This is a genomic window from Planctobacterium sp. AWM4_229 (genome assembly GCF_056160305.1).
This window is the reverse complement of sequence record NZ_JBSWWX010000006.1, coordinates 317,120-333,764: the sequence shown is the minus strand read 5'-3', so window position 1 is coordinate 333,764 and position 16,645 is coordinate 317,120. Positions and strand designations below refer to the sequence as shown.

Sequence of the window (16,645 nt, the reverse complement as noted above, 5' to 3'; positions counted from 1 at the left end):
TTCAAAGCAATGAACAAAAACTCCGCGGGGTTATTTTTCTTGTTGGCTTTGGCTGCAGCCATATATTGCTTTTTTGCTGTACCTCCGACATGGAAAGAGCAGCGCCTCAGCTATGATATTTTCCAGAACGACAACAACCAAACGGTTTACATTGAACGGGGCAAACAGAAAATCGTTCCACAGGCGATTGCATACGAGTCCTCCCCCTTACGCCAGGCAGCCTTGGATAATATTTCAGAAGCACCTGAGGTAAAAACCCAGTGGGTTTACCTCAATAGCGATCCGCAAAACATCGTAATGCTCAAGGCTGACTATCATCTGGGGGCCTGGTCGCTATTACCGGCAATTGTGGCGATTTTGATGTGTCTGTTAACCCGAGAACCGGTTGCGGCACTGCTCAGTGGCATTTTAGTAGGCGCGATTATGTTGGGTAAATTCGATATTACCGGTGATGTATTGATCCCCAGTGTCGGCACCGACAATGCAGCCGCGATTCTAATATTGTATTTGTGGTTGCTGGGGGGCTTACTGGGCATGTGGTCTAAAACCGGAGCTGCCCAGGCTTTTGCTGAATATATGACTCGTCACTTTGTTAAAGGTCCACGTTCAGCGAAATTTATCGCCTGGTGTTTAGGGGTACTGTTTTTCCAGGGGGGCACTATGAGTACCGTGCTTGTGGGTACTACGGTTAAACCTATGGCCGATAAAGCCAAGGTGAGTCACGAAGAAATGAGCTATATCGTAGACTCTACCGCCTCCCCCATCGCATCACTGATTGCTTTTAATGCCTGGCCCGCTTATGTGCAAGCCTTGATTTTTGTGCCCGGCGCAGCTTTCTTAGCAACCGAAGCAGACCGCATTGCGTTTTTCTTTAGTAGCGTTCCTTTCAGCTTTTACGCCATTTTGGCGATAATCGGTACCCTACTTGTGAGCCTTAACTACTTTAACTTTGCCGGAAAGCCTTTAAGAACCGCATGGCAGCGTAGCCAGGACACTGGTGAGTTAGATGCCCCCGGTGCAAAACCAGTTAGCGCAAAAGAATTGCACGAACCACAAGTACCCGACAATTACCGCTCTTCGCCAATGGAGTTTATTTTACCTTTAGTCACGCTGTTGTTGGTGGCCGTGCTCACCTTTGTATTTTTGGGATCACCTAAAATTCATTGGGCATTCGGCTCGGCGCTTGGCCTATGTGTCGCGTTGGCACTTTTAAAAGGCATGACCTTGGGCAATATCATGGATGGCTTTGGCAATGGTTTGAAAGGCGTTGTTGTTGCCTCCGTGGTGCTGATGCTGGCCATTACCATTGGTGGCATTAGCAAAGAAATCGGCGGCGGCTTGTTTTTAGTGGATTTGTTAGGGCAGCAGGTGCCATTTTGGGCACTGCCGGTAATTTTACAAATCCTCACTATGTTAATCGCCTTCTCTACGGGAACGAGCTGGGGCACTTATGCCATTGCATTTCCCTTGGCTATGCCACTGGCATGGGCTATTGCCGATGCACAGGCGCTGGCTAATCCAGAGTTATTTATGATGATTTGTTTTGCCACCGTGCTCAATGGAAGTGTGTTTGGGGATCAGTGCTCGCCGATTTCGGATACCACCATCCTCAGCGCCATGACCACAGGGTGTGACCTGATGGATCACGTGAAAACACAAATTGTCCCCGCCAGTATGGCCGCTTTTGGCGCCGCCATTTTATGGACTATGAGTACCCTGTTTTTGGTGTGACTTGAAATTGCCGAGAAAGCCATAAAAAACGAGACTTAGAGGGCAAATTAGGCCAATGTCAAATTGACAATCTTTGTCAACAAATATATGTTACCAATTAGTACTAGTGCAATTACCAATTTAGTGTACTGAAGCCTTAAAAACCCATTTTTGGTTAATGCGGTAGATATCAAGCTTCACATAACAAGCCGCTAACAGACAAATTTGAGTAGCTTGGGTAATTATTACCAATAGAGTCAGAAAAGAGATAATTAAGATGAAAAGCCGCAGACGTTTCTGGACAGTTGTTGATAAACTGGAATCCTTGATTGAAAAAGGCGAGTACTCAACTGGAAGTCGTCTTCCGGCAGAGCGGGAATTAGCCGAAGCTTTTGATGTGAGCCGCCCTACCATACGCGAAGCAATTATCGCACTGGAAGTCAGAGGACGTGTTGAGGTGAAAACCGGCTCTGGCGTATTTGTGACAGACGCTGAGGAATCGGATCAAATCTTAAAAACCATTAGTGCCTTTGAACTCACCCAAGCCAGAGCACTAGTAGAGGCAGAAGCGGCAGCGCTAGCGGCAGCCACCATTACCGATGAGGAATTAGTCGCACTTGGTGCCACGATAGAAGCAATGAAGTCGCCGGCAACCGCTGATGAAGCCGACCAGCAGTTTCACGAAATTATCTCTCGCGCCACTCGCAACAAAGCCATTTTATTGTCCGTCAAAAACTTATGGGAGTTGCGACGCTCACGACCGCAAATCATTGCCGCTTACCAGGACGTCTGTTCTCAGAGTGTTGAGCAAAGACTCAAAGAACACAAAGCAATTTATGATGCCATTGCAAAACGCGATTCATCTGCAGCCAGAAAAGCAATGCATGATCACTTCAATCGATTGATCAATGCATTGTTTGACGCCAGCGAACGCAAAGCGCTGGAAGAAATAAAACGCAAAACAGATGAGACTCGCGGTCTGTATTCCATCTCACACCTGGCTCAATAACACGACTACTAAGAAATGCCCCGGTAACGAGGGCACTTTAAGCATAAAAAAAGCAAGCCGATGGCTTGCTTTTGTTTTTCTATAGCCTTGCTTTAAAAACGATAACTACCACCAAAGGTAATGCGACGGTCAGTCAATCCCTGGAAGCACAACAATGCTCCTTCATTGACACAAGATTGAGTTACATCGGACTCAGTCAGATTAACCGCTTCAATACCAATATTGAGATTTTCATTAACATCATAGCTGATACTGGCGTTTAACTGGCCTCTGTCCTCTTGAACCACCGGGAAGCCCCATGGGAAACTGCTGGTGCTACCAAAATCTGTAGAGCGATAAGCTTCACGCCAGGTGTAGCGGGCGCGGGCCGACAAGCCGTACTTTTCGTAATACACCGTCAGATTGTAAGCATTCTCAGAGAGATCGATAAGACCTTGAATGGCGGAGACTGAAATGCCATCCACGCCAGTGGTAGCAGCAAAGACATTACTGGCACGACTCGTTGCGGAGTTTTCTGCTTCCCCACCAGAGAACTCTTGCTTGGTGTAGTTGGCTAAAACACCAAAACCTGAAGCCCAGCCTAACTGTTCTTCGAATTGCGACAAATCGTATTGAAAAGCCAGTTCAATCCCTTTTTGTGTGGTTTCACCAGTATCGTTGATCACCGTAGAAATAGGCACACAGACCCCTACTCCAGCCTCAGGTCCGAAAACGTTGATATCCGCAATAGGATTAAAAATCCCTCCGGCTTCACAGTCTGGACCTGTAATATCGCGATAACCTGTTACCGGATCTTCAAATGGGTCTGATTGTTGAGTGACAAACAAATCTTTGCGCTTTTTATAGAAAATCCCGGCACTCAGTACACTGGCAGGTGCAAAATACCATTCAGCAGAAAAATCAAAGGAAAGCACTTCTTCCGGCTCCAGATTAGGGTTACCAATAGCAACTGCCGGATTCGGACTGGTACTGAAGGTTACCGAAGTCGATAAGTCATCGAAGTCTGGGCGGCGAATATCTTTGGAAATCCCGGCCCGTAGCACAACGTCTTCGTGCACATCTGCCACAATATTAAAACGCGGTAAAATAAAATCGTAGTCGCCCTGGCTGACAACCTGCTCCACGATTTCGTTACCGTCGGCATCTTCAGTAATGGAGTTTCCTAAGGAATTAACTTCGGTTTCCAGGTAGCGAACACCGAAATTACCGCGCACTATACCCATCTCAAAATTTGCCTGGGCATACAGAGCATGAGTTTCCTCTTCGATATCAAAAAATCCGCTCACCTGCGAAGAGGGAGAGCTGATGGAACGACTACCACCGTGGGCAATAATTGCCGCATTCAGGGTATTCAATACGCCATCCGGATCAGAAGCTACCATTTCCGGATTAATCAATAAAAAGTCGCCAACGTATAAAGATCTGCCATCTGCAGCATTAAAATTATCCGGTCCAGCAGTCAACACATCGGAGAACAGATTACCGCGCGGACTGTCATCCATAGAACGCAACCCTACATTGGAACGCACCTGATCTCGTAAACTACTGGTTTTGTTATAACGATAGCCGAAATCGATCGAGTTGATGTTGTACGCGCTGATATCGTAATTCACGTCTACGCGAAATGCATCTTCAGTATTTTCCGCAATATCCTGGCCGATATTCACATCTCGTAGTACGACATTTGCCGGATCTAACAATTGTTCAACAGTGGGAGCATACTCTGCGCCAAAGGCAACTCCAAAAGCGAGCGAGCCACCAGAAAGATCATAGGCAAAAGGTACACTATTATCATTGCCACCACCTGCATCAAGTGGCGCATTGGGATTGATAAAGTTCAACGTGGTGTTAAAGCTTGGTGTATTGCTGTCTGAACTGGAGCTAGACACTTCAACTTCAACAGAGAACTTATCCGTCTGCCACTCACCACCTAATCTGAAAATTTCACTTTTAGTAATACGAGAGTTGGTGTCACTGGAAAAACGCAGATTCGGATCGTCATCATCATCTGCCAAATCCACTGGAATAATTCCCGTTAACGCGGCTTGAATACTGCCTAAATCTGTACCGCCTAGCGAGCCAAAGTTGACGGTTTCGAAAGCATCAGGAATAGAAATATTATTCAGCGAGCTCACACCCGACGCCTGTACGCGCGAACTTTCCTGACGGCGCTCTTGATCGTTGATCACGGCATCAAAATAAAATCGGGTATTATCGTCAGGTGCCCACTCAAGGGTACCCGCCAGGTTCTTGGTTTCGTACTCATAATTATCATAGTCTTGATTCAAAAATTGGATTGGCAAAAAATCAAAAGACTGAGCACTTGCTGCACCACTGTCAGAGGCAATCAAATTATCGCGATCGGCACGGGGTCTGAAGGCAGTCACATCTTGCTCGGCGTAGCTGGCACTTAACACGACACCAAACTTGCCGTTATCCAATTCCCAGTTGTCACCAAAGGCCCCTGAAATTCGAGGTGTTACACTATCCGTCGAGAGACTGCTATCTTCACCTTGCACACGCACGGATAATAAACGGTCGTTAAGTTGCAATGGGCGAATAGTGCGTAAATTAATGGTAGCACCCACGGATCCTTCAATGGTTTTTGCCTCGGGCGCTTTGGTCACTTCAACCGCTGCAATGATTGCCGAAGAAACATCCTCAAAATCAATGCCACCGCGACCCGAACCAGACCCCACGGTAGATACCCCATTAATTTCCGTGCGATTGGCGTTTGTTCCACGTATCTGAACGCCGGTACCGACCCCAGCTTCTCGAGTAATTTGAATACCGGTGACATTCTCCAGTACTTCCGCCAGGTTTTGGTCTGGTAGCTTGCCAATATCGATTGCCTGAATCACCTCGACAAGATTATTGGCTTCGCGTTTTTCGGCCAACGCGCTGGTGAGGGAACTGCGCATACCCTTGACTTCAATAATTTCGGTGTTGTCTGACGCCTCTGCATCATCCGACGATTCTTGTGCCAACACATTCATGCTGACCTGTAACGAAATGGCGGACATTATCGCTAATGAAAGTTTAGATAAATTGGGTCTCATTTTTGTTTCCAGTGTGTGTTGCTTGTTAAAAAGGAATTCTCTGCCTTCAAACTGATTGGTTTACAAAGAATTCACATTATATTTACACCAGAACCATCTTTGGTCAACCTTTTGGTTAACATTTTAAATTACCACTTAATCAATTTTTGATATTACCAATAACCAAAATCACAGGAGAAAAAGAAAACCAATACCTAAGTTATTGGTATATCTAAAGTTTACTTGCAGAATTGCTAATAATTGGAAAAAGTGTTTTTTGAATTGTTGAAAACAAAAGACGAGCGAACGGAAATAAAAAAGCGGAGATCAATTCTCCGCTTTGGGTTAAACAGGGTTAGCCACTTGCTAAGTGAAAATAGTGATAAACGCTATAAGCTGGCAACATCCAGCCAGAGTTCAGCCCGCTCAATAGGAGTGTCGGGGTGCATATCCGGATTGGCAATACGCATCACGGTACGCTGACTAAAACCAGACTCCTCTACGGCTGATTTGATCATTGGGTTACTGAAAAATAACTCATCAAAACTACCATCTGCGATGGCCAATTCAAGCCCATTTAGCAGAGTTTCATGTAGTTCTAAATTACTCTTTTTGAGATAAAAATACATCGCGTAGGGATATATCAATAGTAGCTTCTTCTCTACCTGCAGGCTTAGATCCGGATGGGCTTTAACTTCAGACCACGGCTCATGGGCGGCTCTGGGAAAATAGTCGAATCGCCCCCCGTCTAACATGTGAAATAAGTTCTTGTATTTAACACTGGTCTCTACTGGTAAGCCAGCTTCGCGAAGTACTCTGGTAGAGCCCCAAAAGTGCCCCATCCCAGCACTATAGCGGCTTAATTGCGACAACTCCTGAATGGGATCAAAACGCGTTTGCTCCCCGTCCCTGATAATAAATATACGGTGTCCTAGTAAGCCTTTAAGCAAGGGAATACGCACTGCTAATAGTTTGTTATCCAACTCTTTCGACGAGCCAGCCCACATCAAATCAATTCTGCCGGCATCGGTTTCTTCCACTAACCTACCCACGGGTATCTCATTATTCATCTGTATAATACGACTCTCGGGGCTGGATTTTTGCAGTGCCAATTGCAAAATGGAAAATACCAGCTCTTCCTTTTCACCTATCACTTTGTTTACTTTGATATTTTGCGCAAATACTCGGTTACTCATTAACAGGCTCATCACCAGCAATGAAGCAACCACAAACAGTCTTAACGTGCCAATAACCACAGCTACACCCTCCCCTCAGTTAATCAAGCCAGATACTAAAATGCGCACTTGAACCCCACCCGGGCAATGATGCGCAGTGGCAAAAACAACGAGGCAAAGGTATAAACCAAAACCAGACAAATGTAAAACCAATATTAATTTTTTGTTATTACCAATATTGATCATTGGTAATTAATAGGTTTAAATGGTGTTCTGGTAGTTAAATTTTTCCATCACGCCTTTTGCTAAGAACTTTCAAATGTGCGTGAATGCCCATGCAGGGTAAGATGACGAGGTATCTTATGCATTCAAAGTTTAATCATTCACTATTGACCTTCTCCGTAGCAGGCCTGTTCGCCCATGGTTCATTTGCTGAACCCATATACCCAGCTGAAAAGTTTGATTTAAGCCACTGGAAAATAACACTACCTATGGATCTGGATGAGAACGGGAAGGTGGACGAAATTGATGTTGCCGCTATCCAGCATTATCACCACCAGGATTACTTCTATGTCGACAAAGCAGGATTGCTGGTGTTTCAAGCTCCAAATAAAGCCGTTACCACCGTATCCTCTACCAATACTCGTAGTGAACTGCGTCAAATGCTGCGCGGCACTAACAAAAAAATCAAAACCAAAGCCCCAGGCAATAATTTTGCGTTGCAGGCTCATACCTCTGCTGATCAGTTTGGCGCCACCGGCGGCATTTTACAGGCAACCCTGAAGGTGAATCATGTAGCCCGGAATGCGCAGTTGCCCGAAAAGTATCCTGCTTACTCAGTGGTGGTAGGCCAGATCCACGCAGGAAAAGACAAACAATTGATAAAAGACAACACGGGGTTTGGTTGGGGCAATGAACCACTAAAAATTTATTACAAAAAGTGGCCAGAGCATGACACAGGTTCAGTGTTCTGGACTTATGAACGCAACCTGGAAAAAGATAACCCGGACCGCACAGATATCGCCTATCCGGTATGGGGCAACACCTGGGAGAATTCCCAAGCACCCGGTGACAAAGGGATTGCCTTAGGTGAATTCTTTAGTTACGAAGTTAACGTCAAAGGCAATATCATGCATCTGACTTTCGAGGCTGAAGGTCACCCTCAGATGAAGTATGAAATTAATCTGGCGAACAACGTTGACGCCTATGGCACGCCAGATAACAAAGATAATCCAGCGGGCTATGCGGGTGATTGGCATTACTTTAAAGCAGGCGCATACAACCAATGCAGCGTTAAAACTCAAGAGGGATTCTGGTACGCAGGTTGCGAAGGTACGGGAGATTGGAAGACGGACAAAGAGAATGGTGATTACGTGAGTGTAAGCTTTGCAAAATTAGCCCTGTTGCCCGCAGATTAAATAGACTTGCGAAAGCTCCATAACGTAATTGTGGGGCTTTAGTCATTGTAATCTCATGCTTCTATACATTGTTAATGTTAGTAAACCAGCCAGGTTAGCGATTGCTCTCATTTAGAACCTTTATGTTAGCTTGACTCCATTGTTTCGGCGATGCGCCATACAATCGCTTGAACTCCCGGCTGAACTGAGAAACACTTGAGTAACCCACCTCCAATGCTGCGAGGTTAACACTGGCCCCTTCCGATATTCTCTTTGCGGCATTATTAAGCCGCATTGATTTAATAAACTGAATTGGCGACATATTCGTGGCCTGTTTAAATTTGCGATGAAATACAGCCCGGCTCATCCCGATGGAATCTGCCATATCCTCGATAGTGATCGTTTCACCAAGGTGCGAAGATAAAAATGCAATTGAACGAGCAATTTTATTTTCAACACCAAATGTACATCTAAATGCGTGTCCAGCCTCTCCATTTAACACGGCATAGTAAAATTCTCGCAATCGGCTTTGATAGAGCACAGCCAGGTCAATGGGATTGTCGGTCAACAACAACAATCGGGTAAGTGCTTCAGTAAAACTATTGTCCCATACTGAGGTCAATATTCCAGACGGAGAATGCTCCCGTCCAGGCATGCGGAGCACGCCTCTGGTACTTTCAATTTCGAGAACCAGTTCTGTCATTACCTGAGTATCAATAGAAACATATACACCTAAAAGAGGGTTTTCAGGTGATACATGGGGAGCGCCCGCTTCAATTGGCATCGGCATAGTACAGCAGATGTATCTACTATTATCATAAAGATGATTTTTTCCATGCCAAATCGCTTCTTTACTGCCACTCAAAATGGCTGTTATCGACGGTTCATATATGGCAGGAGCACAACGTACTGGTTCAGTCAATTTAAACAGTTGTACGCCTTTGATCCCGGTTTCAATCATGCCACTGTCTTTAACTCTGGCATGAATAAAACGCTCAATAAGTGTATGGCTCATAAACAAATATCCCTGATATAGAACAGAAGAAGACTAATCTCAATCCTCTGAATTTCAACACAAAGATACAAATAGGCAATTTTTAGCGAGCTTTGCAGCTTATATAGCAACCCAAATGACTCTATAGTGCAAAAACAATCAACGCTATCACTGTTAAAAGTAAAATTATGACTAAATCGACTCAATTTGCCACTGAAGGCTGGACTCCAAAACAGATCAGTTCACTGGCAGGTAAAACTTATCTCATTACTGGCGCCAACGCTGGTGCAGGATTCCAGGCGACAAGGATATTACTGTCAAAAGGCGCCAAAGTTGTGATGTTAAACCGAAACGCGGAAAAATCAGACGCCGCGATTTCTGAGCTGAAGCAGGAATTTGGCGAATCGGCGAAAGTGGATTTTATCCTGCTTGATTTAGCAAATCTCGCTTCCGTGCGCAGTGCAGCGGCTGAAATACTCAAAGTTGTAGCGCAAATAGATGCTCTGATTTGCAATGCAGCTATTGCACAAATAGCCAAACTGCAACTTACTCAAGATGGCTTTGAAAGCCAATTAGGCGTTAATCATTTCGGACACTTTTTATTGTGCGGCTTGTTATTTGACAGAATTGAAGCATCACAAGGTCGTATTGTCGTTGTGTCAAGTGAAGGACACAAGATGGGGCTCAGAGCCATTCAGTTTGATGACTTGAACTGGGAAAAGAATTATCACCCCAACAAAGTCTATAGCCAAAGCAAGTTAGCGCAAATGATGTTCGCTTACGAGTTACAAAACAAAATAAAGCTTTCAGGTAAACGAGTAAAAGTTTATGTGTGTCATCCCGGTGCATCAAACACAACGCTAATCCGTGATAGTGCGAGTTTGGCAACACGAATGTCCTGGGCATTAATGGTAAAAGTTGGCCTGGCCCAAAGTGCTGAAAAAGGCTCATATCCTGAAGTGATGTGTGCGGTAGAAAACAACCTCAAGGAGCTTGCTTATTATGGTCCAACTGGGTTTTTAAACTTTGGGGGACCTGTTGCTGAATGCAAGCTTGGAGGCTTTGTATTAGATAAAAAATCCTTGTCAAAACTATGGCAAGTATCTGAACAAAAAACCTCGTTCAACTGGTCGCTGTGATTTCGAGAATAAAAAAGCCGCTAACGGGAATTAGCGGCTCCAAAAACACTCAATAGCGGATCCAATCGCCTTGAGCCCCTCTGCTCGATAAATTCAGGTTAATACTTGAAACTGATCCCAGCGAATAGCCTAGGGCCATAATCGTTGACCTCACCCAGATTATCCTGAACATAAAAATCCTGTGACTTAGGCGCGCTAAACAGATTGATAGCTTCCAGTTTTACCCGAATGTTTTTGTTAACCTTGTAAGACGCTCGCATTTCCCATACACCAACTTCATCAACGTAACGCAAGCGCGTGCCGTTACTGGTATAAGGCTGGAAATACTCACTGCGATACTTATAAATAATAGCCGTATCCAGATCGCCAATTTGGTAATACAGTTGGCCACTAAATACATGCTCCGAGAATCCCGGTACCGAACCCGGCGGAATAATGCCGTCAGTTAATTGCGTTACAGTGCCATTCACATCGGTAACAAAAGTATTGCCATAATTACTGTCTTCAAATTCAAAATCGGTATCGGCATAGTTATATCCAAGTTTTACCCCCACACCACTTTCCCAGCGGTAGGCAACCGACGCTTCTACGCCGAATAAATTACTCGTTTCATCGTTGGTCACTGAGTTGGTAATAGGCAGTGATACCGTCTGACCATCAACCACAAAGTCCTCAATGACGGTTTGTTGCTGAAAGCCCCCCTGGAATTGTTTGTAATACAAACTTAGGGCGAAAATCGTATCCTCATTGGGGTAATACTCCAGCGCTAAGTCGTAATTCCAGGACATTAAAGGTTGACTATCGGGGTTACCCGAACCATTCGCCGCAACAAACAAATCCGACAGTGAGGTAGGGTTGGATTCATCCGTGATAAATGAACGGTTGTAACCCATATCACCGGGATCAACTCTGGACATGCCTCGATAGATACCGGCGCGCATCAAAATGGTATCGCTGTAATCCATAACGAAGTTAAAGCTGGGCAACACTTCGAAATAATCACCGCCGCCTTCAATACGCTCCAGTGAATCGCCCGAAACGATACTTAAAAACCCTGCGTCGTCGGCAACAACTTCAAAAGAATTTCTAAAGCCAATAGAAGTCACGTCAGTATCCACCAAACGCACACCAAAATTACCGCGAACCACCTTGTCCCACAGCTCAGTATCATAATTAGCCATGATATAAGCTGCCGTGGTTTTCTCTGTTACGTCGATAGTACCGGCGTTTTCATATTGCACTTCGGGATAAGCAAACTCACCACCGTTGGACGCCACCAGCGCTTGCGAAAAACAAACGTTATCATAGGTAGCCCAGGAGGCTCCCGTGCCGCTTTCCACCACATTGCCTGATGCATCAACATGAGTAATCAAATTGCCATCTGAGACGCTGGATAAAAAGCTGCTTTCCGGGAATGCTATCTGGCAGCCTTGTAACACATCAAGTGCCGAAGTCACGCCAGTGTCCAAAGTATATTGGGTACGCGAGCCATTGCCTTGAGAACCACCGAATTGTACAAAGGTCATTTCTGACGCGCGGATACCACCTTGAATATTGGTAAAGGCGCCCCCGTCTAACTCATAATCGAAATCCAGTCTCGCCCCAACGATTTCATTCTCTCGCACGTTTTCTCTATCGATTCTGGTGCGTAAACTGTCTGTGAAGTTGCTGATATCGGTCACATCAAAGTCGGTCACTGTGATATGTGGAATGAACTCGCCCATATCCCAGGTAAAGAAAGGTCTATCTGCTGTACGGCCACGATTAGAAATTTGCAATTCTTCACGCTTGGTTTGAGAGTAAGAAACATCAAAAGTCACAGCCAGTTTATCAGTGGCAAAGTGCTCAACATTCAAACCTACACCGCGATAATTTTCTTCACGTGAGAACTGTTCTCCTGCTGACTCGAATCGCTCTTCACCCTCCCAATGTAAGATTCCGCCCACTTGATTGGTCACCAACGTAGGTCCGGTAACGCCCGGCGTAGCGCGTTTTTGTAGCCATACCAGATCATGTCGCGCTTCAGATTGAATGCGATCCGAGAACTGCGCATCCAGATTAATTTCCCAGTCATCACGAGGCTGATACTGTACGGCAAAAAACAGCGCATCACGTTCATCCGAAGTTTCGTTCTGGCGATAACTACGGCTACTGCCGGTCCACGCATAAGGAGTACCGGCACTTTCCGCCTGCCCGGTGGCCGGGTCGATATCAGTATTGTAGCCTTGATTGCGACTGCCGCTCACCTGATCTTCACAATCGCCAGCACTACTGCGATAAAAACCTTCATTGGTATTGTACGGGTCGTTAAGGCAAGCCCACAAAGAAGAACCGGTGGGGCTTGAGCTGCGATATTCGGCTTCAGGCTGGGAAATATCCTGGCGCTGAACACCAAAAGACAAGCCGATTTCCTGACCGTTATCCAACTGGAATTGATCAACATAACTGAACGTACCGCGATACCCCAAGTCACTTTGCAACGAATTTTCAACATTCTGCTCATCAGGGTTGTAGTTTAATTTTACCTCACCCTGCACCCGTTGTTTGCCAAAATCCAAAGGTCTGAGGGTTTCCAGGGAAACCACACCGGCAACCCCACCTTCAATCATTGAGGCGTCCTGGGTTTTGTAAATAGCTACTTTTTTCACCAGTTCTGATGGGAACTGAGAAAAATTCACCGAGCGATCGCCGCTGCCATTGGTGGCTTCGCGGCCATTAATGTGGGTGGCGCTCAAGAACGGACCAAGGCCGCGTATGGTGATTTCAGTGGCACCGCCATTTTCTCTATGGGACGCGGCACCGGTGATGGATTCTAAGGCTTCACCTATAGACAATGCCGGTAAATCACCGATATCTTCAGCAGATAAGCCATCCACCACCGTGGTGGCTTCGCGCTTGATTGAGATTTGATCCTGAATGGTTTTACGGGTACCCACCACCTCAATCACTTCGGCTTCTTCTTGCTCTACTTCAGCCTGATTTTCCTGAGCGTGCAAAGCGCCGGAAGCAAAACTGGCCATACTTGCCATCAGGCAAATTTTCAAACTTTTGGCAACAGGAGAAAGTGTCAATTTAGTATTGGTTACATTCGTCTTTAATTGTTCTATTGGAAACGACATGGTAGCTACTCCGATATCTTGATTGCGTTCACTAAAGGCAAACTGTCGTTTAAAAAAAGGAAATCACTAAAATTCATTGCCGCACTCTTAATCATCACTGGCCGTCCAGGTGGAACCCGCGCCAACCTGCTCCGCAGTGATGTAGTATAGGCCTTTAGCCCCGGCAATCGCCTGTGCACCATTTGGATCGGTCTCGGTTAGTGTGTTGTCAGCGGTAACAAGCTCAGGCGCTTCTTTGCCATTGGCTGCAGGGTCTTGATCGATTGCGCCATCACTGTCAAAGCTGCCGTTGCCGTTCATCTCTCGGATATCCACCCAATAGTCGTCTTCCACATCACCAGAGGCATAACTATCACTAAACCCAAAGTTATTGGAAAACAGTGATTCGTTGTGGTTGATCAAGTCACAATCGTATTCGAAGGAGTGATCACTGCTACTGGCATCAAAGGGCAAGAATAAGCCTTGTGCTAGCGGATCATCATTTAGTCCATTGGCAATCAAGTTGGCGTCAAAATCGATGACAAAGAAATTCTTGGTCAAGCCATACAATACCGGAGAATTATCTGCCGTCAGCTCATCGCAATCCCCAACTGGCGCTCTGGAGCCTATTTCCGTGCTGAACACGATGGGTTGAATGGAGTTCAACACCGTATTGTTTTTTACCGACAAGGTTAAGTCACCAGTACCATCAAGAATGGTCTGGTTGCCCGCGTTAGGTACACCGCCATCGGCTTGCGAGAATGGGTTAGCCGTAAACACGATACCACCCGCCTCTTTGTTAGTAGAGCGGATCCCGGCTATGTAGTTATTTTCTACCTTATGTCCCATGGGTGTCATCAAAACACCGCTGGGTCTGTCATTGGAGCTATCGATGTCCGTGGTGCGAATAATGATGTTATCCGTCACCGTATTAAATCCGCCATCTTCCAGAGAAATCCCGCCGTTCACGTCGACGACCGTATTACCGTGAATTGTGGCACCGCTGGTTTGCACTCGCATCATGCGACGCCCGGTGACAAAGTTTTCAACGCGATTGTATTGCACCGTGAAATTAGCCATGTCCGCCGAATCGCTACCTGTGGTACTGCCCAAATTGATGAGGTACAAACTGGAATCGTCAAAATTCGGGTTGTCGCTGCTGTTGCTAAACAAGTTGTATTGGATCACATGGCCTGAACCAGAAGAAGCCAGTTTAATCACCGCCCCTTTCTCTGCATTGTTGCGGCCAGAAAAGCTGTTGCGCTCAATCAGTGCATCACTGCCCGCAATCATTAACCAATGCATCTCACTTTGATTTAACTCTGACTGATCATCTGACAGGGTATTTTGGGTAAAGACAAAGTTGTCACCCTCAGAGTAAATTATCGCATCTTGCTCTGTTGCACAGATGGAGTCTGGCTTGATATCAATATCGCTAAACGCAATCCCTTCAATACCAGCCCCGCTGACCCCATCTGCGACGTGAATACAAATTTCACCAGTGATCACCGGAGTCTGCTCCTCCACCGCTTTGAGCACCACACCGGTAGTCAAACTAATTTCATCGAGCTCACTGTAAACATTGCTATTCAGCCCAATGACACTGCTGTCGGATAAACCACTGTTCACAGCATTGGTAAGGGCGGTTACATCCGATACCACTTGGGTAAATATAACGCCGTCTAAGGTCGCGCTCACCGAATCACTAAAGCCGTCATTATCTGTGTAGCTGGCCATAACCGAAATTACAGCACCGGCTTGTTCTGCAGGAGTAAAAGAGTTATCGGTGGCGCCTTCAATTGCCACTTCGTCAGCGAACCAGGTATAGGTGACATTCGCTTCGTCGACACCATTGTTGTCGCTGATTTGTGCCATCAAAGTAGCGGAGCTCAGATAAGGTTTATCTCCGATAATGACAATGCTACCGGCTTCATCAACAGCCACACTCGCCACTTCAATAGTAGGCTCTGACAAAATTTCCTCTGCAAAACCGTTGTCGTCGACATAGATCGCCATGACTGTCAGCACCTGGCCAATATAATCAGACTCAACAATATAAGTGGCAGATTCTGCGCCAGCGATAGCTTCCCCATTGGCATACCATTGATAGTTGATATCTCCCGTTGCGCCGTCTTCGTCTTCAACTTCCACCTGCAATACGTTACCCACCGTTGGGGTACCAACAATTACCACGCTACCCGGCGTATTAACACGAGATACCACATCAGTGGCCATTGACTGTAACGATTCAGCAAAACCACGGTCATCGGTGTAATTCACCTGAACAGTTATCACCTTGCCGTACTCTTGCTCGGTAAGCAGCAAACTTGCTTGTACAGCATCAATGATCATCATGTCATCGGCATACCATTGATAGGCAATCACCGCATTTTCCAAGCCATTATCGTCACTCACTGAAGCGGTTAGGGTTGCGCCCACCAGTGCATCGCCTGAAATAGAAACACTGCCCTCAAAAGGAATCGCTGCCACATCATCTGTCGCGGTGCTGATATGAGATTCGTTAATACCAATATCATCTGTGTAAAATGCCTGCACGGTAATTGGAAGACCAATTTGCGCATCAGTAAGCGTAAAAGAAGCACCAGTGGCACCTTCGATGATTTCCCCATCGGCGTACCAGATGTAACTCACTGCACCAGAGATTCCGTCGGGATCAGATACGGTTGCAGTGAGGGTTTCACCTGTTTGTGCAATTCCTTGCAAAGCGATTGAACCCCGGCTGTTGGGGTTATTGTCTGAGTCTGAGCCTGTACCACACCCTGCCAGCGCGAGGGCAATGGCACACAAGGCAAACCTTTTAGAGTTCATAATGCGTTTCTTCTCTGTATTACTGATCTGTGGAAACCCGATAATTTGGTTGCAATGATGAATTTTAAAAAATCGCTTGTTATTACCAATTTAAGGTTTTTTACCACTTCAATTGTTAACCTATTGGACAGTATAAACATACAAATTTAACAATTACCACTTTTTCGCACCAATTAACTAACAATTTTTTTACAAGGAAAACATTTATTGGTATTTGAAATTAAGTGGCGACAATTACCAATAGGGAATGTGGTTA

At 45.8% G+C, this 16,645-nt stretch carries 9 protein-coding genes; 4 read left to right on the top strand and 5 right to left on the bottom strand.

Annotation, left to right across the window (positions count from 1 at the left end; all coding sequences use genetic code 11):
* Positions 1 to 9 precede the first annotated feature (9 nt).
* Both ACXAGP_RS15400 and ACXAGP_RS15395 read left to right on the top strand, forming a co-directional pair.
* Positions 10 to 1,731, top strand: a complete 1,722-nt coding sequence (locus ACXAGP_RS15400) for a Na+/H+ antiporter NhaC family protein (RefSeq protein ID WP_475262450.1) — start codon at positions 10 to 12, stop codon at positions 1,729 to 1,731.
* A 256-nt stretch (positions 1,732 to 1,987) separates the two neighbouring features.
* Positions 1,988 to 2,719: a FadR/GntR family transcriptional regulator gene (locus ACXAGP_RS15395; protein ID WP_475262449.1), complete on the top strand. Its 732-nt coding sequence runs from the start codon at positions 1,988 to 1,990 to the stop codon at positions 2,717 to 2,719.
* A 92-nt stretch (positions 2,720 to 2,811) separates the two neighbouring features.
* Here the strand turns inward: ACXAGP_RS15395 and ACXAGP_RS15390 are convergent, their stop codons facing one another.
* On the bottom strand, positions 2,812 to 5,778 hold the full coding sequence (locus ACXAGP_RS15390) for a TonB-dependent receptor (protein WP_475262448.1): 2,967 nt from the start codon (positions 5,776 to 5,778) through the stop codon (positions 2,812 to 2,814).
* Positions 5,779 to 6,146: 368 nt separating this feature from the next.
* Positions 6,147 to 7,013 (bottom strand): diguanylate cyclase, encoded by an 867-nt coding sequence (locus tag ACXAGP_RS15385; protein WP_475262447.1) that lies wholly within the window; start codon positions 7,011 to 7,013, stop codon positions 6,147 to 6,149.
* A gap of 281 nt (positions 7,014 to 7,294) precedes the next feature.
* Here ACXAGP_RS15385 and ACXAGP_RS15380 point away from each other — a divergent pair, with 281 nt between their 5' ends.
* Complete coding sequence (locus tag ACXAGP_RS15380; RefSeq protein ID WP_475262446.1) at positions 7,295 to 8,350, top strand: polysaccharide lyase family 7 protein; 1,056 nt, start codon at positions 7,295 to 7,297, stop codon at positions 8,348 to 8,350.
* 94 nt (positions 8,351 to 8,444) lie between these two features.
* On the opposite strand, the gene ACXAGP_RS15375 is transcribed toward ACXAGP_RS15380, so the two are convergent.
* A complete protein-coding gene (locus ACXAGP_RS15375) occupies positions 8,445 to 9,344 on the bottom strand; it encodes an AraC family transcriptional regulator (protein WP_475262445.1) in 900 nt (299 codons plus the stop codon).
* Between the two features lie 167 nt (positions 9,345 to 9,511).
* Between ACXAGP_RS15375 and ACXAGP_RS15370 the strand changes: the two genes are divergently transcribed.
* Positions 9,512 to 10,462: an SDR family oxidoreductase gene (locus ACXAGP_RS15370; protein WP_475262444.1), complete on the top strand. Its 951-nt coding sequence runs from the start codon at positions 9,512 to 9,514 to the stop codon at positions 10,460 to 10,462.
* Between the two features lie 98 nt (positions 10,463 to 10,560).
* Here the strand turns inward: ACXAGP_RS15370 and ACXAGP_RS15365 are convergent, their stop codons facing one another.
* A complete protein-coding gene (locus ACXAGP_RS15365; RefSeq protein WP_475262443.1) occupies positions 10,561 to 13,581 on the bottom strand; it encodes a TonB-dependent receptor in 3,021 nt (1,006 codons plus the stop codon).
* Positions 13,582 to 13,668: 87 nt separating this feature from the next.
* The gene (locus ACXAGP_RS15360) at positions 13,669 to 16,389 is read right to left on the bottom strand and encodes a poly(beta-D-mannuronate) lyase (RefSeq protein WP_475262442.1); all 2,721 of its coding nucleotides are present in this window, start codon (positions 16,387 to 16,389) and stop codon (positions 13,669 to 13,671) included.
* Between the last annotated feature and the right edge of the window lie 256 nt (positions 16,390 to 16,645).